This is a genomic window from Bradyrhizobium sp. 33ap4 (genome assembly GCF_032654765.1).
Lineage (GTDB): Bacteria > Pseudomonadota > Alphaproteobacteria > Rhizobiales > Xanthobacteraceae > Bradyrhizobium > Bradyrhizobium australafricanum.
The window spans coordinates 1-22,496 of the sequence record NZ_JAUMTJ010000092.1; the positions used below are offsets into that span (position 1 = coordinate 1).

At 58.5% G+C, this 22,496-nt stretch carries 19 protein-coding genes and 6 pseudogenes; 11 read left to right on the forward strand and 14 right to left on the reverse strand.

Annotated features, from left to right (window positions below):
- Nucleotides 1-184 precede the first annotated feature (184 nt).
- Complete coding sequence (locus Q2M23_RS40445) at nt 185-1,324, forward strand: acyltransferase (RefSeq protein WP_316399042.1); 1,140 nt, start codon at nt 185-187, stop codon at nt 1,322-1,324.
- Between the two features lie 334 nt (nt 1,325-1,658).
- On the opposite strand, the gene Q2M23_RS40450 is transcribed toward Q2M23_RS40445, so the two are convergent.
- Nucleotides 1,659-1,967, reverse strand: a complete 309-nt coding sequence (locus Q2M23_RS40450) for a hypothetical protein (protein WP_316399043.1) — start codon at nt 1,965-1,967, stop codon at nt 1,659-1,661.
- A gap of 674 nt (nt 1,968-2,641) precedes the next feature.
- Between Q2M23_RS40450 and Q2M23_RS40455 the strand changes: the two genes are divergently transcribed.
- From Q2M23_RS40455 to Q2M23_RS40465, 3 genes and pseudogenes are all read left to right on the forward strand, one after another.
- Complete coding sequence (locus tag Q2M23_RS40455; RefSeq protein ID WP_316399044.1) at nt 2,642-2,878, forward strand: hypothetical protein; 237 nt, start codon at nt 2,642-2,644, stop codon at nt 2,876-2,878.
- 897 nt (nt 2,879-3,775) lie between these two features.
- On the forward strand, nt 3,776-4,054 hold the full coding sequence (locus Q2M23_RS40460; protein WP_316399045.1) for a hypothetical protein: 279 nt from the start codon (nt 3,776-3,778) through the stop codon (nt 4,052-4,054).
- 211 nt (nt 4,055-4,265) lie between these two features.
- Nucleotides 4,266-4,526: pseudogene (locus Q2M23_RS40465) on the forward strand (translation initiation factor 2); the annotation flags it as partial.
- Nucleotides 4,527-5,167: 641 nt separating this feature from the next.
- Here the strand turns inward: Q2M23_RS40465 and Q2M23_RS40470 are convergent.
- The 3 genes from Q2M23_RS40470 to Q2M23_RS40480 form a co-directional block, all read right to left on the reverse strand.
- The gene (locus Q2M23_RS40470; RefSeq protein ID WP_316399046.1) at nt 5,168-5,620 is read right to left on the reverse strand and encodes a hypothetical protein; all 453 of its coding nucleotides are present in this window, start codon (nt 5,618-5,620) and stop codon (nt 5,168-5,170) included.
- 262 nt (nt 5,621-5,882) lie between these two features.
- Entirely contained in the window at nt 5,883-6,116 is a 234-nt protein-coding gene (locus tag Q2M23_RS40475) for a hypothetical protein (RefSeq protein WP_316399047.1), read from the reverse strand.
- Between the two features lie 229 nt (nt 6,117-6,345).
- The gene (locus Q2M23_RS40480) at nt 6,346-6,756 is read right to left on the reverse strand and encodes a hypothetical protein (RefSeq protein WP_316399048.1); all 411 of its coding nucleotides are present in this window, start codon (nt 6,754-6,756) and stop codon (nt 6,346-6,348) included.
- A 137-nt stretch (nt 6,757-6,893) separates the two neighbouring features.
- Here Q2M23_RS40480 and Q2M23_RS40485 point away from each other — a divergent pair, with 137 nt between their 5' ends.
- Complete coding sequence (locus Q2M23_RS40485) at nt 6,894-7,796, forward strand: class I SAM-dependent methyltransferase (RefSeq protein ID WP_316399049.1); 903 nt, start codon at nt 6,894-6,896, stop codon at nt 7,794-7,796.
- Between the two features lie 282 nt (nt 7,797-8,078).
- On the opposite strand, the gene Q2M23_RS40490 is transcribed toward Q2M23_RS40485, so the two are convergent.
- From Q2M23_RS40490 to Q2M23_RS40505, 4 genes and pseudogenes are all read right to left on the reverse strand, one after another.
- Nucleotides 8,079-10,019: a hypothetical protein gene (locus Q2M23_RS40490; RefSeq protein ID WP_316399050.1), complete on the reverse strand. Its 1,941-nt coding sequence runs from the start codon at nt 10,017-10,019 to the stop codon at nt 8,079-8,081.
- Nucleotides 10,020-10,455: 436 nt separating this feature from the next.
- A pseudogene (locus Q2M23_RS40495) lies at nt 10,456-10,823 on the reverse strand (transposase domain-containing protein); the annotation flags it as partial.
- A 37-nt stretch (nt 10,824-10,860) separates the two neighbouring features.
- A pseudogene (locus Q2M23_RS40500) lies at nt 10,861-12,135 on the reverse strand (IS256 family transposase).
- A gap of 934 nt (nt 12,136-13,069) precedes the next feature.
- On the reverse strand, nt 13,070-13,720 hold the full coding sequence (locus Q2M23_RS40505; RefSeq protein WP_316399051.1) for a transposase: 651 nt from the start codon (nt 13,718-13,720) through the stop codon (nt 13,070-13,072).
- A 367-nt stretch (nt 13,721-14,087) separates the two neighbouring features.
- Here Q2M23_RS40505 and Q2M23_RS40510 point away from each other — a divergent pair, with 367 nt between their 5' ends.
- A complete protein-coding gene (locus Q2M23_RS40510; protein ID WP_316399052.1) occupies nt 14,088-14,333 on the forward strand; it encodes a hypothetical protein in 246 nt (81 codons plus the stop codon).
- A 35-nt stretch (nt 14,334-14,368) separates the two neighbouring features.
- Complete coding sequence (locus tag Q2M23_RS40515; protein WP_316399053.1) at nt 14,369-15,157, forward strand: class I SAM-dependent methyltransferase; 789 nt, start codon at nt 14,369-14,371, stop codon at nt 15,155-15,157.
- A 128-nt stretch (nt 15,158-15,285) separates the two neighbouring features.
- Here Q2M23_RS40515 and Q2M23_RS40520 read toward each other — a convergent pair whose 3' ends face one another.
- The 5 genes and pseudogenes from Q2M23_RS40520 to tnpA form a co-directional block, all read right to left on the reverse strand.
- On the reverse strand, nt 15,286-15,666 hold the full coding sequence (locus tag Q2M23_RS40520; RefSeq protein ID WP_316399054.1) for a plasmid pRiA4b ORF-3 family protein: 381 nt from the start codon (nt 15,664-15,666) through the stop codon (nt 15,286-15,288).
- Nucleotides 15,567-15,887, reverse strand: coding sequence for an IS1096 element passenger TnpR family protein (locus Q2M23_RS40525; RefSeq protein WP_316399055.1), 321 nt, complete (start codon nt 15,885-15,887; stop codon nt 15,567-15,569). Before Q2M23_RS40525 ends, Q2M23_RS40520 begins: the two co-directional genes overlap by 100 nt.
- Nucleotides 15,884-17,448, reverse strand: a pseudogene (tnpC, locus tag Q2M23_RS40530) (IS66 family transposase). The gene Q2M23_RS40525 and the pseudogene tnpC (Q2M23_RS40530) overlap by 4 nt, the downstream one beginning before the upstream one ends.
- A gap of 51 nt (nt 17,449-17,499) precedes the next feature.
- Nucleotides 17,500-17,853: an IS66 family insertion sequence element accessory protein TnpB gene (gene tnpB / locus Q2M23_RS40535; RefSeq protein ID WP_316399056.1), complete on the reverse strand. Its 354-nt coding sequence runs from the start codon at nt 17,851-17,853 to the stop codon at nt 17,500-17,502.
- Nucleotides 17,847-18,269: an IS66-like element accessory protein TnpA gene (gene tnpA / locus Q2M23_RS40540; protein ID WP_247280258.1), complete on the reverse strand. Its 423-nt coding sequence runs from the start codon at nt 18,267-18,269 to the stop codon at nt 17,847-17,849. The genes tnpB (Q2M23_RS40535) and tnpA overlap by 7 nt, the downstream gene beginning before the upstream one ends.
- Before the next feature lie 20 nt (nt 18,270-18,289).
- Between tnpA and tnpB (Q2M23_RS40545) the strand changes: the two genes are divergently transcribed.
- The 3 genes and pseudogenes from tnpB (Q2M23_RS40545) to Q2M23_RS40555 form a co-directional block, all read left to right on the forward strand.
- Nucleotides 18,290-18,457: an IS66 family insertion sequence element accessory protein TnpB gene (tnpB, locus tag Q2M23_RS40545; protein WP_316399057.1), complete on the forward strand. Its 168-nt coding sequence runs from the start codon at nt 18,290-18,292 to the stop codon at nt 18,455-18,457.
- 26 nt (nt 18,458-18,483) lie between these two features.
- Nucleotides 18,484-18,636: a transposase gene (gene tnpB, locus Q2M23_RS40550; RefSeq protein WP_249794145.1), complete on the forward strand. Its 153-nt coding sequence runs from the start codon at nt 18,484-18,486 to the stop codon at nt 18,634-18,636.
- Nucleotides 18,637-18,683: 47 nt separating this feature from the next.
- Nucleotides 18,684-19,307: pseudogene (locus Q2M23_RS40555) on the forward strand (IS66 family transposase zinc-finger binding domain-containing protein); the annotation flags it as partial.
- A gap of 136 nt (nt 19,308-19,443) precedes the next feature.
- Here the strand turns inward: Q2M23_RS40555 and ltrA are convergent.
- On the reverse strand, nt 19,444-20,640 hold the full coding sequence (gene ltrA, locus Q2M23_RS40560; RefSeq protein ID WP_253638548.1) for a group II intron reverse transcriptase/maturase: 1,197 nt from the start codon (nt 20,638-20,640) through the stop codon (nt 19,444-19,446).
- 617 nt (nt 20,641-21,257) lie between these two features.
- On the opposite strand from ltrA, the pseudogene tnpC (Q2M23_RS40565) reads away from it, so the two are divergent.
- A pseudogene (gene tnpC, locus Q2M23_RS40565) lies at nt 21,258-22,298 on the forward strand (IS66 family transposase); the annotation flags it as partial.
- Nucleotides 22,299-22,496: the final 198 nt, after the last annotated feature.

The following is a 22,496-nucleotide window of genomic DNA, read 5'->3' on the forward strand; positions in this document are numbered from 1 at the left end:
TCCGAGCCTTCTTCGAGACCGTCCCGGCTCGAAACACCGCTTAAGCCGGGCGCCGGCGCCAGTTCTTCACGAACGACGCAATAGCTAGAGCAGATTCAGGCGGCCATCCTTCAGGAAAACCCGGTCCTTCGCATGATATTATCGAAATTGCGATTCCTGGCCTCGAGGCGGAGTTCCGCAGCCAGTGAATGGTAAAAATTCATCCGACTTGCACTGGCTAGCCCCACTTGACGGATTGCGAGCTGTCGCCGCGATAACGGTGTTGGCTGACCATACTCATCTGCTTCCAGCCTATGCGGGCTCGATCGCGGTGATGTTGTTCTTCACTCTGAGTGCGTTCTTGCTTACCCGACCTTTTGTTGACTCAAATTCGACTGCGTACTCGTGGCGAGGCGCCGCTTCGTATTTCATTCGTCGCGCTTTTAGAATCTACCCTATGTTGATCGTTTTTGTTTGCTCCCTTGCCCTGCTTTCTGGAGGTGGCAAAGCTGTAGTTTATCGCAATCTGATTCATTTTAAGGGAGACGGACACCTCTGGTCCGTAACGCAAGAACTACTTTTTTACGTTCTGTTACCTGTCATTGCCCTCTTGCTTCGAGCGCCGAGATTGCATTCAGCGATTGTGATTGCAGTTCTCATTATTGGCGCAGCACTGGTGGACAAGTTTCTAACGACCGATTTAGTTTCACTCCCCGCAAACGGTAGCTTTCAGCCTTTTTACCTGTCTCCTTTTCTTATTGGCATGGCATCTGCCTTTGCTGCCCCCCGTGCGAAAGCTCTCGCGGAGACGCATCTTTTCGGCCGAAGGCTATCGAATGCAATTGCAATCGGAGTTGCCGTCTTTGTCGGCGAAAGTGTTTACATGTACCCCCTGGGAGGATCGACGTCGCACTTGTCGCTCAGCTTCGGGGTGCTATTATTGCTTCTTTGGACACAACCGACGAACTTTTTGAGCCGAGCCCTCAGCATTAGATCACTTCGTTTAATTGGAGTTGCGGGCTTCAGCTTCTACTTATGGCATTGGATACCCGTGACGCTGTGGGTGTCGCCTTGGATACCTCCAGCAGACGCCCCTCTGAGCTGGTTGCATGTGTTTGCGTTCGGCTTCAGCTTGATATGCACTGTTGTATTGTCCTCGATCACGCTGCGGCTCGTCGAAAAGCCAGGCATCGCTCTCGGGGCTTACATTGCGGAATGGCTGAACGCAGCGTCGATCCCGGCTGCGCTTCGGCCGAACTATCCAAGCGAGAAAAGAGCAGATTCGGGTGCCTGCCCATCGCCACTGCAAAATGACCGGCCTCGTGGATGGCCGTCCGCGCGATAGTGACGGTAAGCGCGGTGCCGTAGCTCGCTTGTTTCCTGCGGCCTAACGCTGCGCTCTCTCCCGCGCAGCAGTCAGGTCCGCCTTCGCGCGAGCGACTTCATCGTCGGTCGACGCTCGCTGTGGCGGCGGTTCGGTGAGACTTCGAGCCCACGGCTCGCCGGCAGACGGCACAGCGGCGTGTTGCGAACTGGTGCAGGAAGCCACGAGTGTACCCACCAGTGCAATTCCGCTGGCGCACGTGATTACCTTACGAGCCTTCTTCATTGCCCCGCATCAGGCTCCCTCAACCGAACGGACGTCAATCGATCCTATAGTCGCGGGATCGCCGGCCTGGTTAGGGCTTGATGGGATCAGCGATTGGCCCACCCTGGGCTTTAGCAGCAGCTGACTGGCGGTCGCGTGCGGCCATCAGCTCACCTTGCAGCCTCGATCGCTCCTCCGCTGTCATGGCGGGATTTTTGCGCGGCCACGGCAAATCTTCGACCGGGAGGTAGGTGCCCGGTTTGGCGCGCGCGGGCATTCCGGCTCGGGCGTTCATCAACGATGAACCTTTCGAGGTCGCACAGCCGCAAAACGACAGGCTCAGCAACAATGCTCCCGCGGTCAACGGAACTCGCCGCTGATGAAAATGGCCAACAAACATGGTTGGCCATTTCCCCAATCATTGCGGGCCAATTATGTCTATTGGCTCTCCCCCGTGCTGCGAGGTTAATAGATGAACGGAACAAGCCGTACCAGCGACGCTGCAGACGTTTGGCCCGCTCCTGCTTACGCTGGAGCGGGCTCGGCGACTCCGGCTGGACTGGAATCGCGCCAAGGGTCGCCGGTATAATTTTACTGCGGCGAGGATGCCGCTATGCACGACCTTGTTTCCTGTCTTCTTTGAGGCTGCCGCTTCTTCCGGACCGGACCAATGCCCTCCTCCAGATCGACCTCCGCGCAGAGCGGCGGGTTAGCCTGCCAGCCGGGCGATAGCTGGTTGAACGTGGATGCAAGCCCCCTTGCCCTCAAGCGTTAACCGTCCTCCCTGCATGCCAGGTTGACTACCATTTAACCGAATGCTGCACTGCACAGGTTGCGATGTGGCGGCGGTCTTTTGCGTGAGATTTTGGCTGAAGTTGTTGCCCGGTATGGCCGGGATGTGGACATGGAGTCGCTCGCGAAAACGAGAACCTACTTGGAGACGCTAGCCTCCACAGGGAAGCGGGAGGATTTGGCCGTGTTTGGCATCGCTTATCTGAATCGCTCCACAATCCAGATCGCCGCTACACTGGATGGTAAGGTTCGCAGGTCGTCGAACTTGGGGCTGAAAGCTAAGTGGATTTCGTCAAGGCCACGATAGAATCGTTGCAGCTGCCGCACTGGCTGATTGCGGGAGGCGCGTTGCTGGTGGTCGTTGGCCTAATTGGGCACCTGCTCAGTCGTAGGCAACTGGATGAAGCCGAAGACGATCTGGAAGGCGCGCCGATCCCTGAGCCACGTCGCCAGGCGCCACCTTTGCCGGATCTTCTCGACTCCAGGTCACGGAAGGATCGGCGCACAGAGCCCGAGTAAAGGCGACTAGAGCTATGGCCAAGCGACACGCAAGCCGCAGCACGCCAAGGTCGCCCGACGACGACGTCATCACCGTTCCAAGGCTTGAATGGTGCCTTGACAGGTTATCTTTGATCATGCACCGCGCTGGCAAATACGCAGAAGTATACTTGCCAATCTTCGAGCGACTGGAATCAGAAATCGAAATCCTGGAAGAAAGAAGCCATGCTGGAACGTGCACGCGCTCGAGCCGCGCGCTTCACGCAAGAGCGCTCGATTAAGAAGTAGGTCGGCTCCCTTCCGACGTTTTACAGATGAAATCTGTCGTAAAGCTGAAATGCAATTTTACTTCACGCCGGAATCGAGTTGATTTCTCTTATAAAGCTCTTGGTCAGCGGCGCTAGCTTGGAATAACGCGGGTGCACCACCCATGCTCAGGCTGAAGCCGGGTGCGTGAGGGATGAGCGGGAACGCATGTGCGAGAGCGTCTGTGCAACCCGCTTGGGTGAACTCACAGCTTATCGTCGCCGGCGGAGGTCCTCCAATGACGAGACATGACGATTGCGACTTCTTGAAGTAGCGCGTTCGTTGCCCGGTCATTGTGGCGGCTCCGGTTCCGCATGGCTTGAAGAACGTTCCGACCTGAGTCAGAAGGTGTCGCTCCGCGTAATAATCAACTTCATAGTCTCGGCTCGCGCCTGCCTTTGCCTGTGTCCCGACTACGATTCCGACCATTGCGATACCGAGAAAAAATAATCTCATGAACGCTCTCCCAAATATACGAACCGATTGACGCCATTCGGTTGTGTTCAACAACTCACTCTATCGCGTCGGGGGTAGTCTGTCGCCGTATTTCATGGCGCGGCCCCGCGTCGGTGACCCATTTGGATCACGACGAACTGGACCTCGAGGCCCATGATGTCTGAACTGCTGGATTCGTCCACTCTCAATCCGCGAACGGCTTTTGCTCATTGGGCTGGGCTTGGCCATCTCGTTCAACATCGTCATCGACAATTTCTGGAATACCTCCGGAACGGTGAATGGGTCGCCGCTGTCGATCTGCCAGATCAGGCAAAGTTGAAGCTGACCTTGCTTCGCCACAAATGGATTGAAGCCCGAGAAGCCGACGGAAAGGTCAGCTATCGCATTACCGCTAGCGGGATTGCGGAGATGAGCAAACCAACTAGGCTTCGCTAAATTACACCCCGCTCCACGGCCATACGGCGGCGCCAACATGGAGATACAACCGCGCAATATCCGATAGAAACTACGCCGTCGGGCTCAAAATATCGTGTCCCGACGTCGGCTATCTACTGGGCCCTGTAATTCCCCAGCGACGCCGATGTAGCAGTTGTCGCGCTGCGGATTTGTGAACTAATTCACAAATGGCATCCCGTAAAACCACGGCAATGCAGACATCACCGTATCCTTTGCGAAGGAAGGATATGAACCGCAGATCGTGCCACTGACAAAAGACATATCCGCAAACGGTCGCGCGGGCTTTGCCGGAAACCTCTTGCTCGGCGGTGTGATCGGGACGGGGGTTGATGCCGCGACCGGCGCTGCAATGGATCACAGACCGAACCCCGTCATCGCCACGTTGAAGCCAGTGGCCACTCCCGCGGCACCGCCCCGTGCTCCCCGAAGACAATCGAAGCCGACGTCGTAGATCTCTGAAAACTTCAGATGGCCTTGTTCAAACAAAATCAGGTTTGGGAACGCACCTTCCAACTAAGAAGCCACCATTCGGAGGAGGTTCAGACAGTAGCGTTCTCTCGAGCGTTTGCATTGTGCTGATCGGACTTAGTCCACTCATTATCATCGGCATAGCCATGCTTGCGCAGTAAACCAGCGCGGCGGCCTTTGTGGCCCCGAGACCACGCCCTCGTAATGCCAGAATCGGAATCGCACATGGTGGCGGCCGGAAACTCACACTTCGGCTTCTCTAGACGGCCCGGCCACCCCATAGACTACCCCAAGGTCGGGCCGTCTATTTTTGTGAGTATCGCAGAATGCCCGACAGAATCCGTTGCGATCACTGCGAAGACGAGTTCCCGCCAGAAGAGCTAGCCGTTTTTTTCAGCCAGCAGCAGACCGCGAGTTGATCTGCGCTCGCTGTGTAGAGACTAAGCTCCGTCGAGAGATTGCGAAACTATGGCGCGAGAACTAACAGACGCGCAGCGCCCCAGCCCGTGTACAAGCCGGGGCGCCCACGACCAGCCTCATGAACGCGGATTACATGCGGCTGCTTTCCTTCTAACAGCAGCCCCATTCACACGCAATCAGCGCGTGCCGATTGCCTCAAAGCAACTACCGCTTAGTGCGCTTGGCCCTTGGCGCGTCTGGAGCGGCCTGAGGCGCCGCAGCGGGGCTCTCAGCTCTCGCAGATTCCAACGAGTTGACTCGCGCGCTGAGCGCACCGAGTTGGTCAGAAATTAGCTTCTGCTCACCCTGCTGTGCCGACGCTTTTTGTTGGATGTCATTCAACTGAGCGGCGAGCTTCTGCTGATCTGACAATTGGGCAGCTAGCTTCTGCTGATCCGACTGAATCCCCTGCACAGCCTGCTGGACGGACGCTAAAGTCTCCTTGATCTGGCCAATAGCGGAGTCCTGTGGGACTGCCGCCTGTGGGACAGGCTTTGCTGCACTTCCGTAGCTCGCCCAAAGCGCAGCGCCAGCGATGACAAGAGCGAGTATTGCGACTAGCAGCGGCAGCGTCGATCGCGCCTGTGCATCCGCAGACGTTTGATGGGCGTCGGTCATGATGGATTTCCCCGGTTGTGCACGACCTGATAAACTACCCATCCGACCGTTGGTTCCCTGATTTTTCACCGCGCGCCTTGGTACTAACCCAGCATCCTTCCGGGCGTGAGGCTGGCGCTTTGACGTCCTCGCGGGAGGCAAGTTGACTACCATTCAATGCGATGCTGCACCGCACGGATTGCGCGTGGAAGATTCCCCAAATCCCAGCTTCAGCTTGAATCTCTCCCCTATGGTGCGCGCCGTTTTCAAAAACCGTCCGCAGTTAACCAGCTGGTTTAGGTAGAATGATGAGCCCGATTGCTGCCAAACTGAGTGCGTTGACGTTGACCCTGGCCGCCGTCACATCGCCAATTGAGCCACCGCCGCAGAGAATGGAAAACTCTGGATGTTGACATACGTCAATGCAGAAGGTGTCGAAACGATTGCGCAAACCCATTCGTCGACCGGAGAGCTTGTGCCTCTCATGGCGGTTGACCGGCAACGAGCTGGAGAGCATTATGAACCTCGGCAAGCAAATATCGGCGGCCCACCGAATTTAGCTGACTTTGGTCTAGTTCTCATCTCGAACCGACGCGGGGGAAATCAATCCAAGCGCTGAGCATATCACCCTAACCGCCGCGGCCGTGGGTGCATTGAATTAAGATCAAAACCGGACGCCCCCGGGCGATCTTCCGTAGCTACGAATGACGGAAGCGCAGCGAAATTCGTGCCGAACATTAGTGCGTCTAAGGATTCAGCGCGATCAGCAGCTCTTCGCCGTAAGGCGTCAAACCGAAACCAGTGCCATTCGGCGGGCCGGCGGTATACTTGTTACCGCATTTCAAATCCTGAAGATGATCAAAGCTGGCGCGCACCGCGCTGCTACGCGCGCTTAACACGTCAGCGGTCTCAACATCGCCGATTTGCCCGTATTCCTTGTCCCCGCGCAGCCGCGACTCGCGAGCGCCGACCCGGCGATGTGATTCGAGTGCCGCACGCCAGCGGAATTTCTTGGCCAGAGCGCAAGAAGCACGACGGCGACGATCGCGAGCGCGATGCCCGCATTGTTGAAAACGCCTTGCACACCGAGCGATTCCAGCCCGCGGTCGATAACTCTGGCGGTAATTGTCGTTGAGACAGTGCTGGTTTTGGATCACACTTCCAACTTGTCGGGGTTTCGCCCCCGCATTATTTTACCCGTCCGCGAGTGCGCTTTTGTCGCATCGATTAGTTCGTCTAATTGATCTCCACGCGTACTCAGGATTTGACAGCTCCCAAACAGTGCGGGTGCATTATGGGCGAAGACCTACAGGTAGAACCGTTGCAGACTGCAGCGGAAGCTTTTTGGGACATCAACGTCGGCAAGCATCGCGAGCCATTCGTTCACTGGGAAAGCCCCGAGCCAATTCAACAGAAGCTAAATTCGTTGGTCACTGGTTCGCAAAACCTGCATCCGCCGGGCTGGTTTGTGCAAAAATATGGTCCGTTCGATACCGTGGCAGAGCTTGGTTGCGGCGATGGCGTCCTCGCTCAGTACCTCGCTACGTCGTATCCTATGAAGTCGTTGACCGCCTACGATTTCTCCCAAGCATCACTGGATGCTTCCAAACAGCTCTGCACCGGGCTCGACATCTGCACATTCCAGAAGATCGACCTGAACAAGGAAGCCTTGCCGATCGCTAATTATGACGCGGTCTTCACCACCGGAACCATGCACCACATCGAAGCACTCGATTTCTGCTTTGCGAGTATCGCGAAAAGCCTTAAGTCAAGCGGCCTCTTGTGGCTTAACGATTACGTAGGGCCCGATCGCTTCCAGTGGTCTGATACCCAAATGAGATTGGCAGACGAGCTCTTGGCTCAGATACCCATAAAATGGCGCCTGAAAGATCACGTAGAACGCTGCGACGCAAAAGCGCTCGCGGAGATGGATCCCTCAGAAGCAGTTGCTCCAAGCAAGATCGAAGACGCTCTGTTTGCTCACTTCGACGTGCTGAAGACCTTCCAACGTGGCGGCACCCTGCTCGCTCCGATCTTCGGAAGTTCTTGCCTCTCCCGAGAAATGGCTGACTCAAACGAAGGGCACGACACCCTTCGGCGACTCTTTGATGAGGAGCAACGCTTGATTTCTTCAGGTATCATCAAATCAACGCACAATATGTACATTGCGCGCCCGCGGCACACTGAAATCTTTTAGTTTACAATCTAAGTATTTCACACTCGCCGGATCGACGATCGACCAGGCCTGTCCTAAGTGGGCGCGTAAGCCTTTGCGATCAGGTCTTTGATCAACTTGTATCGTCCGCCGTTACCGTCAGAAGCGGAAAAACAAAGGCGCGCGTGGTCACGTCACAGGGTCACAGGAGCGTTCGCCGCGTCTCGATGCGGAGGTTGCAGCTCGGTCCCGATCTAGGAAGAGCTGCTAGAACGGCAAAGCTCGGCGCGGCGGCCGAGCTTTGCCAAGCTGGAGGATTTCTAGCTAGACCAGGAATGAGCCGGTATCGTGATACGTATTGATGTAGGCGGTCAGGAACGCATCGCTGGTGGCGAATTTCCCGATCAGGTCCGGATGGGCCTGTTCGTATGCGGCGACGTTAAAGCCAGCTCCACTTCGTCCTTCGTTCGATCCATAAACGATGTAGTGATAGGCCCCCGCATCGTTATTCGCGCCGAAATCGTTCATCAGATCCGTGTACTGGGCAAGATAAGCCAATCCATCGAAGGTTGTCGTTCGCCCTTCCGCATGGCCGTAACCGATGAAATGAGCTGCGCCGGCCTGTTCATTCGCGCCAAAGCCTCTGATGAGATCGCTGTAGCTTGCGATGTAATTCAAACCATCGAACGTCGTTGTCCGGCCTTCCTGATAGCCACGCTCGATAAAGTGGAAGGCGCCGGCGTCACTGTTCCAACCATACGCTTGGATGAGATCGCTGTAGCTTGCAATGTAGTCCAGCCCGTTGAACGTCGTTGTCCGCCCCTCGTTCAAACCGAAGCTGATGTAGTGCAAGGCACCGGCGTGCTCTATCTGCTGCATTGAGCCGGCTTGGAACGCGCTGATCAGGTCCCCGTAGCTTGCGATGTAGTCCAGGCCGTCGAACGTCTCCGCGCGGTGCTCAGTCGTCGTGTTGTACCAATTCTGCATCGTTTGGGTATTCGTACCGAATGCTTGGATCAGGTCCGGATAACTTGCTTCGAAGTTCTGAAGGTCGATGAAATGATTGGTGCCGGAGGCCGTGCTCGCATAGGTAAGATCATTCGCATGCGTCTGATGCACCGGATCTGGCGCCACCGCGCCAATGAGATCTAGATGGCCCGTCCCATCGTCCTTGAACACGAAATTGTCGCTCACTAGATTGGGCGTCATTTGCAGCGTTGCGACAGCGGAATTAGTAGAATTCTCGACATAGTAGGTCGTCTGACCATTCTGCGTGGCGCCCCGTACCACGTGCATTCCAGCTGAATACGAAATCGCCGCTAGATCGATTGTATCGCCGGGGCCAAAGCCTGCGATCTCGGCGCCGAACGTACTTGGATTGACTGTGCTGCTCTCAATTACCAGCTTTCCGCCAAGCTCGAGTGTTATAGAACCTGTGGCATTGCCACCATTCAGCAAATCAAGGGTACCGTAAACAACCTCATTTGCAACGAAACCACCCGACGCTATGAACTCAACACCGCCAGCTAGAATCGTATCGAACGAAGCCGATCCACTTATTTGTGCGTGTCCATAGATGCTTTCATTGCTGACTACACCTCCCGAGTCGACGTTCAGGACGCCGTCGCTCAAGATGCTGTCGCCGTAACCGACTCCACCGCTGAGGATCGATTCGACGCCGTGGACATTGCTGAATTGGATTTGGCCAGTCGTGGAAGCCGATTCAGTAGCTCCCGCCGCAACCTGAGTAAATTTTGCTAACCCTGCCCCCAACTGGCCGTCATTGACAACCATTGTTGCCCCCGACGCGAGGCTTGCACCAGTTGCGGTGCCATCGTGAACGTTGAGCGAACCACCATAATTAACCAACGCACCGTATGACGTGCCACCATACCAGATTTCTGATATGCCGCCGCTGTCGATCTGAGCGTCAGTCGAGTTTCCGCCAGCTACATATTCGATGCCATGGGCGCTTACTGTCGTATTAAATGCATTCCCATAGACAGCCAGGAAACTATGAAGAGTAGATTCGTACACGGTTCCGAGGACGAGAGCTTGTCCGCTGCCGTCAATGAGGCAGGTGTTCACAACTGCTCCGGCGTCAATCGTCAGGGTGAACTGGCTAGGAGGCGACGAAAAGACCTCGATAATTCCACTGACAGTGACTCCTGATCCGACTTCGAGGCTGTTCCCGTCGTCGACCACGTAGTTGTCGCTCGTTGACGAGCTAAGTACGACGCTTCCCGAAACCACAACTGTCGTCATTTCGCACTCCAATTGCACGCAATTCCGATCATGCACCTTTCCGTCAATGCGAGCGCATTTGAAATTGCTTTGGATGAGTACCTCTCAGGTAGTATCGACCTTCGTTGCGAAATGTGCGCTCCTAGCGCCGAGACCAACGATAGCCGGATACGCCCATGCAACGCATCCAAATGGAAAAGCCAAGCAAGATGGCCGGAGGTCGAGGCACCCTGCACGTGCCAGCCCGCGGTTCTAGCCGCGCACCGCGACCTGGTCGATTATTTCGATCTGCGCCTCGGGTGGGCTACTCATTATTGCGCCGGGCTTCCTGTCCCGATGTAGCTCATCGTGTTGTCGCACCGAGGCAGCTCAATGCAACGTACGCATCTGGCGAAGGCCCCGGCTGTTGGTGGAAGGCTGATCGAGCTTAAGCGGCGTAAGCGACGCTTTGGGGCTGTCAATTCCAAGGCAGCAGTTCGTCAATGCGCTTGGCAGAGTGATCCGGTAGGCGCGCCAACACGTCGGCAAGCCAAGCCTGCGGGTCGATGTCATTGAGTTTGGCGGTGGCGATGAGGCTGTGGATGGCGACCGCACGCCGGCCGCCCTCGTCGGACCTAGCGAAGGTCCAATTTTTTCACCCGACCGCCCGTAGCTCACGCTCGGCAGCATTGTTCGACATACAAAGCCGTCCGTTATCAAGGAAGCGGCTAAATGCATCCGAGCGGCTGAGGCAATAATTGATCGCTTTGGTCGTGTCGTTGTTCCTGAAGAGCGTAACCACGCCTGTAGCTCGGCGATCAGGGAGCGGCCACGCTCCCTGCGCACGCAAACGAGCTAAGCGGGATTTTGGGTGATGAGATGATCAGGCGGCGTGGTTTGCCGGCACTTGGATGACCTCGATGCCGTCATTGAATCTGACACCTGCGATGACCTTCGGCAACTGACTTGTGCCCTTGAGCCGCCGCCAGGTCTTTGATGCGGCGATCACCAGCTTGAACACCATCAACTTGGCGGTGGTCGGCAACAACGAACCCTTGGTGCGCACCGTCCGGTGCCGCACGGTGGCGAACACGCTCTCGATCGGATTGCTGGTGCGCAGGTGATCCCAATGCTCGGCAGGAAAGTCGTAGAAGGCCAGCAGCGCGTCGCGATCCTTGACCAGACATTCGACCGCCCGACCGTATTTGGCGCGGTATTTCTCGGCAAAGACGTCGATCGCCGCTTCGGCAGACGCCCGGTTCGGCGCCCAATAAACCTCGCGCAGATCCTTCTTCATGGTGGCCTGCACCCTGCACCGAGAGCGGGACCTTGTTCAGGACATTCACGGTCTTGTGCACCCAGCATCGCTGGTGCCGTGTGCCGGGAAAGACCTCGTCGAGCGCCTTCCAGAAGCCGAGCGCGCCGTCGCCAACGGCAATTTCGGGCACGATCTGCAATCCGCGCTGTTTGACTCGATCAGCAGCTCACGCCAGCTCTGCGCGCTCTCTCGCACGCCGACCTGGAAGCCGATCAGTTCCTTCTTGCCTTCCGGCGTCGCGCCGATCAGCACCAGCATGCACTCGCCGTGGTCTTCCATGCGGGCCTGCAGGAAGACGCCATCGGCCCACACATACGCGTAGCGGCGCGCCGACAGATCGCGCCTCTGCCAGCGCTCGTACTCGCCTTGCCACTCGGCCGTCAGCCGGGAAATCACCGCGGGCGACAGGTTCGGCGCGTCCTTGCCCAGCAAGGCCGTCAGCGCCTCCTGGAAATCGCCGGTCGAGATGCCGCGCAGGTACAGCACCGGCAACAGCGCATCCAGACTTCTGGTCCGCCGTGCCCACAACGGCAGGATCGCCGAGCTGAACCGGATCCGCTCGCCATCGCCGGCCGCCCCGCGATCCCGGATCTTCGCCCGCGCCACCTCGACCGGCCCGATGCCGGTCTGGATCGTTCGCGCCGGGCCATAACCATGCCGCACGACACGGGCGCGTCCGTCGGCAAGCTTCAAATCCTTCACCGTGGCAAGGAATGTCTCGACTTCGACCTCGACGGCCTGCGCTAAAAGCTGCCGCGCACCAGCGCGCAGCACATTGGTCAGTGGATCGTCGATCTCGTCCGGCTGACGAAGCGGGACAATGTTGCTAGTCTCGTTCATGGCGTATCGCTCTCCTTGAGAGGTCCTGGCAGGCTCGACACCCGCCTCGATACGCCGCCTATCTCAGTCCGTCATCACCCAGCTTCCCGCATAGCTCCACGCAAACGCTCCTGCACAGTAAGGCCGTTGCGCCAACAGTTCGCCCGCTAACCTCATTTGAATGTCCGACCATTGAAAGCGATCAGGCCGACGTAGTTATTGAACCAAAAGTAATCCGCTGGGCCTTCAGGCTCCTGTCGATGTTTGAGAAGCGGAAACCGAGTGGAGGAAGTGTACTGAGTCATTGGAACACCCATAACTTTTTGGCGCGAGGTCACAAACCTGCCAATCTCGCCAAGTTACAAATTGCCAGTTTTTGCAGGCTCGACCTATAGTCGCGCAGCGAGCGCGACGCTTGGCAAAGCCTTGCATTCGGACCTTATCGGCTCGTTCACGCAACTACTGAGTTCTTGTCGAGACCACAAACTATGAATTGGATCGCTGGGATTGGATTGCTTGCCCTTCTGGCGTTGGTAATTGCGGTAGCATCCGACATCTCAATGACAAAGTGCACGATGGGATCCGCCTATGCGGTCCTCCGCTTTTGTACGCCGGCCAAGCCGCGTTAACGACCTAGCCGGGCAAACTTACCCCGGCTTTCACCTGGCCGGCCAGCTCGAGGGGGGAATCTGGTTCGTCCACATTCCAATTCCGACTGCGGCCTAACTCGTCTGCATCCGCCGCTCGTCGCTTCATGTACCGCTCCGGCGAAGTCCGGCTTTTGCGTGGGGGGCCAGCAACGACCAGGTGCGAGATTGCCTGCCTATCGGCCAATGGCAGCTCGGTCCGGCTAATTGAGGCAGGTCTGGATCACTCGCCATCAACGATTCTCGCTAACAACTATCCCGCTCGCGTTGGCGCCGGCGTCTCTCGAGCCTCATGCATAAGCCGCCAGTCAAGTCCTTCCAGCAGCGCCGACAATTGCGCGCCGACAGACGCATCGCGCCGTCCTCGACCTTCGGCCAGCGGAAGTCCCATCCTCAAGCCTCTTGGCGAACAGACACAGAGACACAAAGTCGGATCGTAGCCATGTCGTTCTGTGAGCCAAGGAGTTGAGTGTTATAGTTGTCTTCCTAAGACCGCTTGGCCTCCGACTTGAACGGGTCTGCCCGCATGCCCTCGAGCACCAAGGACGCAAGTCCCTCCGTCCCTCCATCCCGTTGCGGAAGTCTACCGGTTTGATCGCCACCATCACCCGGATCGCACCCGACCACCGGCTCGCCTTCAGTGCCTGGACAATCGACCCAATCATCGTCGGGTCCGCACCACGACCGGCCCGGATCGTAATTCCGTCGCCTTCGATCTCGATGATCCCGTCATCGCAACGGCGAGCCCGGGTATCCGCCTTGGCCTTGCAGCACACCGTTTTGCGCTCCCGGCCAGCAGCGGGCGCCGGCACATCTACCACCGCCGGCACAAACTTTACTTCTTGCCCTTTGGAATTATCGACCGCAGCATCTCGCAACTGACGTCGCCAACCAAACAACAGCTGCGGCGACAATCCATGCGATCGAGCTACCGAACGGACCGAGTCGCCGCTCGCCACGATCTCGCAACAATCCGCACCTTGTCCTCGTCGCTCTACTTCCGCCGACGGCCGGCTCCGGTGAAGACCTCAAGCCGTCGGACCGGCTCCATGATAGCACTATGCACTGTTTCCATTCTAAGCCTAACCAAACCCAACCGCAGACTCGCAGATCATCCCGTCATCCGGTAGGTGGCCGCCGAACAGCTTGCGAAAGAGGGGCGGCAGCCCCGCAAGCTTCGGCAAAATCGGCCGATCGGAGCGGCTGTCCACAGCGTACCCGGGCTTGGGAGGCCGACCTAATGATGTTCTCCAAATACGGTCAGGCGGTACTGACCGTGCAGAGTGTACTCGCGTCAGCCTCGGCATCCGCCTTGCCAAGAAGGTCGTGCCCGGTGTCGCCGGCCATCCCATGCGCTTCTTGGCTACCCTTCCACAAGAGCTGCGCCATAGCTTCGACAATGGCAGCATCGCGGCAGATTGGCTGACGCTCTGCACCTTGCCGCAGATCGCGGAAGTGGTGAGCAACGCGCGGCGGTGGGAAAGCTGGGCGTCTCTTATCGGCGTCGACAATGATGACGCAGCAAATTTGGTTATCCTTCCCAGCGCGAGATCTTGCCCCGGGTATCACTAACCGTTGAAAACGAGCTCGCGAAATGGTTACGTGCGATGGTATCTATTGAAGATTTGCAAGAATACTCGGACCTTTTTGAAATGCAGAACTTTGAACCAAAGGACGTACTATTCCCGCCCACACGTTTGATGGAGCGAACCTGCGGATTGACCTCCCGCGAAGATTTCGAAGCCCATGGCGAGGAAATCCTCCGAGCGCTAGAGGCTGCAAGCCCCCGGCCGCTAACGACATATGATTCAATCCTAGATTTCGGCGTGGGTTGCGGCCGGCTCGCCCGGATGCTGCCAGATTTCAAGGGACGCTACGCCGGCGCCGATATCGACGTCGAGGCCCTCAAATGGACCAGTAGCAATTTGCGCTGGGTCGAGCCAGTCTTACTGTTGCCTTGCAATCCGTTCCCGCTGCGGCCGGGACAATTCGAGTGCATCATATCAATCTCAGTTTTTACGAATTTCAACGAGAATGACGCGCGCTTCTATCTTTCCGAGCTGAAGCGCATGACAAAGCCGGGCGCCAATCTCTTTCTTACTGTCCACGGGGAACGAGCTCTGGAGCGAACTCGAGCGGAGCAGCGGCTGGCAGACATGCTGTGCCTAAACTCCACAGCACTTGATTACACTGCGTCGAAGTTGAAGAGGAACGGCTTTCATTTCGTCAAGCTGAACGACCATCTGATGAGCGGCGCGCGCGAATACGGCACGGCGTTCGTGGGCCGCAAGCATATCGAGGCAGTCTGGTCGAATTACTTTGAGGTCGTCGAGATTCGGAGCGGCGCGATCCATGATTTCCAAGACATCGTAGTGCTGAGACGTCCTGCCCGCTAGAGGGCGCGAGGAGCGGGATCGAGATGTTTTCGAGCGCCAGATAGGTTGCACGCTCATCGAAAATCCTGATAGTTGCGTAGTTGGTTTGTAAGCGTAGCTCTGCGGCCCTTTTGAATGGCGCTTGACGCCTATTTTGTTCGCGTGGCGCGTCGCCGCGGTATCCATGTGTCGGACAACGCGTTGACGGCGGCTTCGAGCGCCTTCCGGTCGACGACGTTGGGATCGAACCGCTCCGGGCCCCAGAGGCGCATGTGTTCGTGCTCGGGATGGCCGGGGTCGCTGATGGCGGCGAGGTATTCGGCATAGCCTGGCGCACCACCGACGTCTTCCGGAGGACAACGACCGGCGGCCTCGAGCAGGAAGGGAAGCCCCTCCGTCGTGGTGTTCTCGAACCATTTTTCGAGCTTGATCACATGGTCCCAACTGTCGCCGAAGTCATAGAGATAGTGGATCGTCTTGGCGCCGGTCTTTCGAACGATATCGCAAAGCCGCGCTTTGCGGGCGTCCATGGGCTGGTGGCCGTAATCGTTGTGGGGATCAGGAATCCCCCAACGGACCTCACCAGCGAAGACTCGAAGAGGTGACTGTTCGTCCAGCCGAATGCCTCCTGAAGCGTCAGATGCAACCGATCAAGGCGCAGGGTGACGGGTACGACAAGGCGACGCATCACCTCCGGCTTCACATCCTTGAGGGTCACCTTGATCCGGACCGCGGTCGTGTTCAGGCTCATGCCGCCAGCCTCGGATCGTGTGTATGCATCGTATAGGTCGACGCCCAGGGAAGCAGTTCGTCCAGTCGCGCCGCAGGCCAACCATTGACGAGCTTGGCGAGAACGTCAGCGAGCCAGTGCTCGGCACTGACGCCATTGAGCTTACAGGTCTCAATGAGCGAAGCCAGCAATGCCCAATTCTCGGCACCTTCGTCGCAACCGGCAAAAAGGGAGTTCTTGGCATTGAGCTTGATCGGCCGCATCGCTCGCTCGACCGCATTGGTGTCCATCTCGATGCGCCCGTCATCAAGGTAGAACGTTAGGCCGTCCCAATGACGCAGCGCGTAACGCAGGCCTTCGCCGTGTCGCTCTTCTGCGCAAGGTGAGCAAGCTTGGCCTCAAACCACTGCTTCAAGGCTGTAGCCAGAGGCCGGGCATGCGCTTGTCGCCCCGCGCGGCGCTCGTCCGCAGATCGGCCGCGGAGTGCCTTCTCGACCGCGTAAAGCTGGGCGATGCGCTCGAGGGCCTCGCGGGCAACCGGAGCTGGCGCCGGCGCAGCCTCCCGCTCGATCTTCACAAACTGGCGCCGCAGATGCGACCAGCAGAAGGCGAGCGTCCCGGACAGGGCGTCCGCACGCGTCTCTCGGGTCATGGTCTTGTAAGCCTGATAGCCGTCGCAGTGGATGATGCCGCGATAGCCCTCAAGCAGCCGCAAGCCATGAACGGCGCCGCGGCCCGGTGCATAGGCATAGACCACCCCAGGCGGATCAGGTCCGGCCCAAGGCCTGTCATCGCGTGACAGCGCCCAGAAGTAGCCGGTTTTTGTCCGGCCGCGCCCCGGATCCAGCACCGGCGCCGGGGTCTCATCGACACAGAGCTTCGAGGAGGCCAGCAGAAGCTGGCGCAGACGATGCCACAAGGGCTTCAATTCCTGGGCGGCGTAGCCGACCCAAAAGGCGAGCGTGGAACGGTCGATGGCGATACCGTGGGTCGCCAGCATCTGCGCCTGACGATAGAGCGGCAAATGCCAATGATACTTGGCGTCAATTACATGCGCGACGAGACGCTCGGTGGGCAGTCCCCCCTTGATCAATCGCTCGGGCGCAGCGTGCTGGAGGACGACGCCATGACAGGCGCGGCAGGCAAGCTTGGGCCGGCGGGTGACGATCACCCTGTATTGCACCGGAACGACGTCGAGCCTCTGGCTCTCATCGTGACCAATCTCAACGAGATCGCCTTTGCAGCACGGGCAGCAGGTTGCAGCCGGCATCAGCGTTTCGACAATGCGTGGCAAATGCTCCGGAAGCTGACCACGGTTGGCTCTGCGCTTGGCAGTTCTCTTCTCGCGGGCTCTGGGATTGGCGCGATCCCCAGCTGCTTCGAGAGCCGCGACGGCCTCTTCGATGTCCTCCAGAACAAGCTGTAGCTGATCAGCGTCCAGCTTTTCCGACGATCGACCGAACTGCGCATCCTTCGCAAGCTTGAGCAACCGCTCGAGCCTGGCGCAGCGATCCAGCAGAGCCGCGGCAAAGACACGCAGCTCGGCTGGATCGCTCGGCAGCTCATCAGGCAAATCACTCATTGGCCCAAGTCTGCCATGCTTCGCGCCCCGATGCAGCGAAGATTTTATGTCCTACGCAAGTGCTTTCGGCTGCGGGATTCGAGGCGCGTGCATGCGCGTCCAATCCATGCCGGCCAGAAGCGCGGACAGCTGGGCGGCATTCATCCGCATCACGCCGGCCACGATAGGAGGCCATTTGAAGCCGCTGCCATCGAGCCGCTTCCAATACACCACAAGGCCGCTGCCATCCCAGACGACAATCTTCACCCGATCGGCGCGCTTCGCACGGAACACCACCGCCACGCCCTTCATCGGGTCATGGCCCAGCGTCTCCTTCGCCAACAGCGCCAAGCCCTCCGCACCTTTTCTGAAGTCCACAGGTTGCGTCGCCACGTAAATCATGAGGCTCGCGGGCGGCGTCAGCATGAACGTGTCCGTCGAAGCGCCAAGAACACATCACTCAACACAGCAAGGCCAGGCGTCCCTCGCACCTCCACGCGTGCCCCCTGGAGTTCAACCGTCACAACGGCTGCTTCCGGCGACCCGGTGGGCTCTGCGGCCGCCGGTAGCGCCGATTCCGATACCACCGGCACGAACGACAGCGTGTCCGCCGAAGCCGGCAGCACCAACTGGCCCAAACGCGCCCGGCGCCGCCAGTCGTGCACCTGTTGGGGCCGGCACCCATGGCGACGCGCGACATCTGTGACAATCGCCCCCGGCTCAAGGCTTTCCGCGGCAATCTGTGCCTTCAAATCGTCCGGCCAGCGCTTTCGACCTGCGCCTGCGTACACTTCGATACGCGGTGACAACGGTCGTCTTATGTCGTCCGAATGGTCGTCCATTGTGAGCACCCTTGCAGAAGATGACTCTTCTAGCGGTCCTCTCAGGACTGAGTACAAAAATTCTCAAGGGCCTCAACGCCACGCTTACGTTGGCACTCCAGGTGCAGGAGGTGCTGCGCAAGGACCCGCTCAGCGGTCATCTGTTCGTCTTCCGCGGTCGCCGAAGCGATCTTGTGAAGGTGATCTGATCTGGCACGATGGCCAGGGAGCATGCCTGTTCACCAAGAGACTCGAGAGAGGAAAGTTCGTCTGGCCATCGGTTGCGGGTGAAGCTGTGACGATCTCGCCGGCTCAGATGAGCTACCTGTTGTCCGGAATCGATTGGCGTAACCCTCAAGAAACCCATCGGCCGACGCGGGTCGGATAGCCGCTTTTACGATTTGAATCTGCTGCTCGATCTGATTCAATGGCTTCATGACATCGAAGCCGGACGATCTTCCTTCTGACCTCGCGAGCGCCTACCTTGCGCTGCTGGCCGAGCGAGAGATGTTGCAGGCTGAGCGCGATGTCGCCGTCGCGGATGCCGCCAGTGCGCGGGCGGAGCTGTCGGACAACGAAGCGCTGATCGCACATCTTGAGCTGCGGATCGAGAAGCTCAAGCGCGAACTGCACGGGCAGCGATCCGAGCGCTCGGCACGGCTGCTCGAGCAGTTGGAGTTGGAGCTCGAGGAACTCGTAACCACGGCGAGCGAGGATGAGCTTGCCGCTCAGGCGGCGGCGGCGAAGACGCAGAACGTCCGTCCCTTCACGCGTAAGCGGCCGGTGCGCAAGCCTTGGCCAGACGATATCGAACACGAGCGCGTCGTCGTTGAAGCTCCAACGACCTGCGCCTGCTGCGGTGGATCACGGCTGGCGAAGGTCGGCGAGGATGTGACCAAGACGCTGGAGGAGATCCCGCGCCGCTTCAAGGTCATAGAGACGGTACGCGAGAAGTTCACCTGCCGCGATTGCGAGACGATCAGTCAGGCGCCTGCGCCGTTCCATGCCACGCCGCGCGGCTTCATCGGTCCACAATTGCTGGCGACCATCCTGTTCGACAGTAGGGTCGAGGACTGGCGCGCCGCTCGACCAAATTTTCGATCGCGCACGTTTCCAGCCCCCGCCACATCGCACGCAGCATGCGGATTTCCCGCACTACGCGCTCCCATTTGCTTCGCACCAAGGCTTATTTGACCTATCGTGCTGGAGCGGCTTTCGCCTTGCCAGTACTCGCCCGGTAGCCATTAAACAGCTTCAAGGTATCGTACAGCCACGACCTACTCCACTGCTTCCAGCCGAAGCCTTTTCGTTTCCGAGCCTTCGCCAGATGGCGTCTGACCTTCTTCTCTACCCAGTTTCTGATGTAGGCGAAACATTTACCGGAATCGCCCATCGCGAAGTAGTTTACCCACCCTCGGAGCTTCGGATTGATCAGGCTTATCACCCGGCCAATCGGTTGCGACCGGTGGCGGCGAAACACTTCCTTGAGCCCCCGCAGAAGCGCCGTCCGCTTTTTGAGCTTGGGCGTGTAATACGGCCGCATCACTCCGCGCAGACTGCGGAGGTAGCGGAAGTCGAATCCCAGAAAGCCGAAGCTCTCGCCTCGTTCCAGATCGACTATGCGGCTCTTCTCATCATTCACTTCAACCTGCAGTTTGGTGAACTCTTCCCGTAATCGCTTGTCTATGGCACCGAGCAGCCAGTCATGTCGCTTGTGGGCGTCGATCAAGACCACCAGATCGTCAGCGAATCGTGCATATTCGACGTTGGTGTACTTGCCGCGACGAGTTACCTCACGCGCTCGCTCCAGCATCTTATCCACCTCGTTGAGGTAGAGATTACTGAGCAAGGGTGAAATTACCCCGCCCTGTGGAACGCCCTTCTTGCCAGATGCTTTCAGCATCAGCCGCAGCAGATGCAGAATTTCCTTGTCGTCGATTCGCAGAGCCACCTTCTCTAGCATCCGATCGTGCCGGATGTTGTCGAAATAGGCGCGCAAATCAACGTCGAGAATCCGCGTCTTCCGCTCGGCTACCGCCTGGGCAACTCGCTTGATCGCTTCATGTGCCGTACGCTTGGGCCGATATCCAAACGATCCCGGTTGGAAATCCGCCTCGAATACAGGTTCGAGTACGAGCTTGAGCGCGCCTTGCACCACTCTGTCGCGAATAGCCGGAATCGACAGAACGCGGACCTTGGAGCCCCCGTCCTTCGGTATTTCCCGCTTCCTTGATGGGAGTGGCTGATAGCTGCGCCCGATCAGTTCGTCCCGTAATTGTTCGAGTAGCGACTCCACGCCTCGCGCTTCGATGGCTTCGAACGTCACTCCGTCTATTCCCGGAGCGCCGTCGTTTTCTTTCGCCATCTCATACGCTGCGCGCAGCGTCTCCATCTTACACACGTGGACGTATAGACCCCAGAAACGCCAAGACGGTTCAGCCTTCGCCTTGACGTATAGCCTCCGCCTCAGGTCCTGCAAATCGATGGACGCCTTTGTCATCTCGTCCTTGCCTTCCTTACGTTGGAGACATCACAAATGGCAGGGTCCCTTCGCTCCACGGGTGTTACCCCGCTTCAGCGCTACTGCGGACCCGGCCGCCACCTTCTCATCTTCGGCCGATTTCCCGGGGGCGCCGGTTATACGGCCTACCTTCTTCCGGCGATTTCTCTCCGGGATGAGGAAGGCTTCTCCAGTTGCTTTGCATGTCCTTGTCACCGTGCTGTCGCTTTCACCCCGCCGAAATGATCCGTCGCATCAGTTAGCATTCGTCGGATCATGCTGCCTTCGCCCCTAAACTGCGGGCTCGGCTTTCGGTTCTGAGCATTTTCGAGGCCACAGCGCGTTCTCTTTTGATACGGCCCGGTGACTCGTGAGCTCCCCAAGGGAGTCTTTGTCGATAGGCTTCAGAAATTCGGTTTCTCTCCTTTCTGCTATCCACACTACGGGGAGCTAACTTTTTCCCCGGCAGGACTAACTCCTGCTGAACATGCCAGCCTTCGCTGGACGCACAGTTCGGCATGCATATCCCGCTCAACCGCCAAAGCGCGCGCTTCAAGAGCGAGAGGATCGACCTGTCGTTGTCGACGCTGGCGGACCAGGTCGGCCACGGGACCTTCGCGGTCATGCCGCTCTTCCACCTGATCGAACGCCATGTGCTCGCTGCCGAGCGCCTTCATGGCGATGACACTACCATCCGGATCCTGGCGAAGGGCAAGTGCACGACCGGACGGATCTGGACGTATGTACGGGATGATCGGCCCTTTGCCGGGCCTGCGCCGCCTGCGGCGGTCTATTACGCCTCGGGTGACCGACGAGGCGAGCATCCCCAGAAGCATCTGGCCGCCTTCGCCGGCATCCTGCAAGCCGATTGCTACAACGGCTTCGAGCCGCTGTTCGATCCGCAGAAGAAGACACTACCAATTACGCCGGCGTATTGCTTTGCCCATGCCCGGCGAGGCTTCTTCGAGCTGGCTGACATCGAGAAAAATGCTCGGGAGGGCAAGAAGGGTAAACCGGTCTCCCCGATCGCACTGGAGGCGGTCAAGCGGCTGGACGCGTTGTTCGAGATCGAGCGCGCCATCAACGGCTGTGACGCTGACGACCGGCGCGCCGTCCGCCAGGAACAGAGCAAGCCGCTTCTCGACGACATGCACGCCTGGCTGCTGCGCGAGCGCGAAACCCTCTCGCGCTCGTCCGAGGTCCTGAAGCCGATCAACTACATGCTCAGGCGCTGGGAGGGCTTCGCCCGCTTCCTCGACGACGGCAGGATCTGCTTGACCAACAATTGCGCTGAACGCGCATTGAGAGGCATCGCCTTGGGACGGCGCAACTGGACCTTCGCCGGCAGCCAGCGTGGGGCCAACCGTGCCGCCATCATGCTGACGATGATCACGACGTGTCGTCTCAATGACGTCGATCCAAAGGCCTGGCTTGCCGACGTCCTCACCCGTATCGCCGATCTTCCCACTTCGCGTCTGCACGAACTGCTGCCCTGGGAATGGAAGCTTCTGCGCCAGGCTGCAGAGCCCTCCGATCAGCGGGCCGCCTGATCTTCACCCAACGCCATCATAGCGCTCTCGAGACCCGCGCGCATGCGTCAATCGGGCGGCCCTCGTCGTGTGCGTACGACGTAGCGCGTCTCCATCAACGTCGCCATCGACCCGGATGCGGGTAAGCGGCAAGGAGACCCCGTCTGGCGGAGGGGGTGAACGATCGGCTATCGGCTGCTAAGTTTGTGAGCCGATGTG

What these genes read in the sequence shown, in the direction of transcription:
- Q2M23_RS40460 (WP_316399045.1), top strand. Translation starts at nt 3,776, where the DNA reads ATGTCTGAACTGCTGGATTCGTCCACTCTCAATCCGCGAACGGCTTTT.
- ltrA (WP_253638548.1), bottom strand. Translation starts at nt 20,640, where the DNA reads ATGGAGACGCTGCGCGCAGCGTATGAGATGGCGAAAGAAAACGACGGC.
- Q2M23_RS40470 (WP_316399046.1), bottom strand. Translation starts at nt 5,620, where the DNA reads ATGACCGACGCCCATCAAACGTCTGCGGATGCACAGGCGCGATCGACG.
- Q2M23_RS40450 (WP_316399043.1), bottom strand. Translation starts at nt 1,967, where the DNA reads ATGTTTGTTGGCCATTTTCATCAGCGGCGAGTTCCGTTGACCGCGGGA.
- Q2M23_RS40520 (WP_316399054.1), bottom strand. Translation starts at nt 15,666, where the DNA reads ATGGACGCCCGCAAAGCGCGGCTTTGCGATATCGTTCGAAAGACCGGC.
- Q2M23_RS40515 (WP_316399053.1), top strand. Translation starts at nt 14,369, where the DNA reads ATGGTATCTATTGAAGATTTGCAAGAATACTCGGACCTTTTTGAAATG.
- Q2M23_RS40525 (WP_316399055.1), bottom strand. Translation starts at nt 15,887, where the DNA reads ATGAGCCTGAACACGACCGCGGTCCGGATCAAGGTGACCCTCAAGGAT.
- tnpB (WP_316399056.1), bottom strand. Translation starts at nt 17,853, where the DNA reads ATGCTGACGCCGCCCGCGAGCCTCATGATTTACGTGGCGACGCAACCT.
- Q2M23_RS40475 (WP_316399047.1), bottom strand. Translation starts at nt 6,116, where the DNA reads ATGCTCTCCAGCTCGTTGCCGGTCAACCGCCATGAGAGGCACAAGCTC.
- Q2M23_RS40490 (WP_316399050.1), bottom strand. Translation starts at nt 10,019, where the DNA reads ATGACGACAGTTGTGGTTTCGGGAAGCGTCGTACTTAGCTCGTCAACG.
- tnpA (WP_247280258.1), bottom strand. Translation starts at nt 18,269, where the DNA reads ATGGACGACCATTCGGACGACATAAGACGACCGTTGTCACCGCGTATC.
- tnpB (WP_316399057.1), top strand. Translation starts at nt 18,290, where the DNA reads ATGACTCTTCTAGCGGTCCTCTCAGGACTGAGTACAAAAATTCTCAAG.
- Q2M23_RS40485 (WP_316399049.1), top strand. Translation starts at nt 6,894, where the DNA reads ATGGGCGAAGACCTACAGGTAGAACCGTTGCAGACTGCAGCGGAAGCT.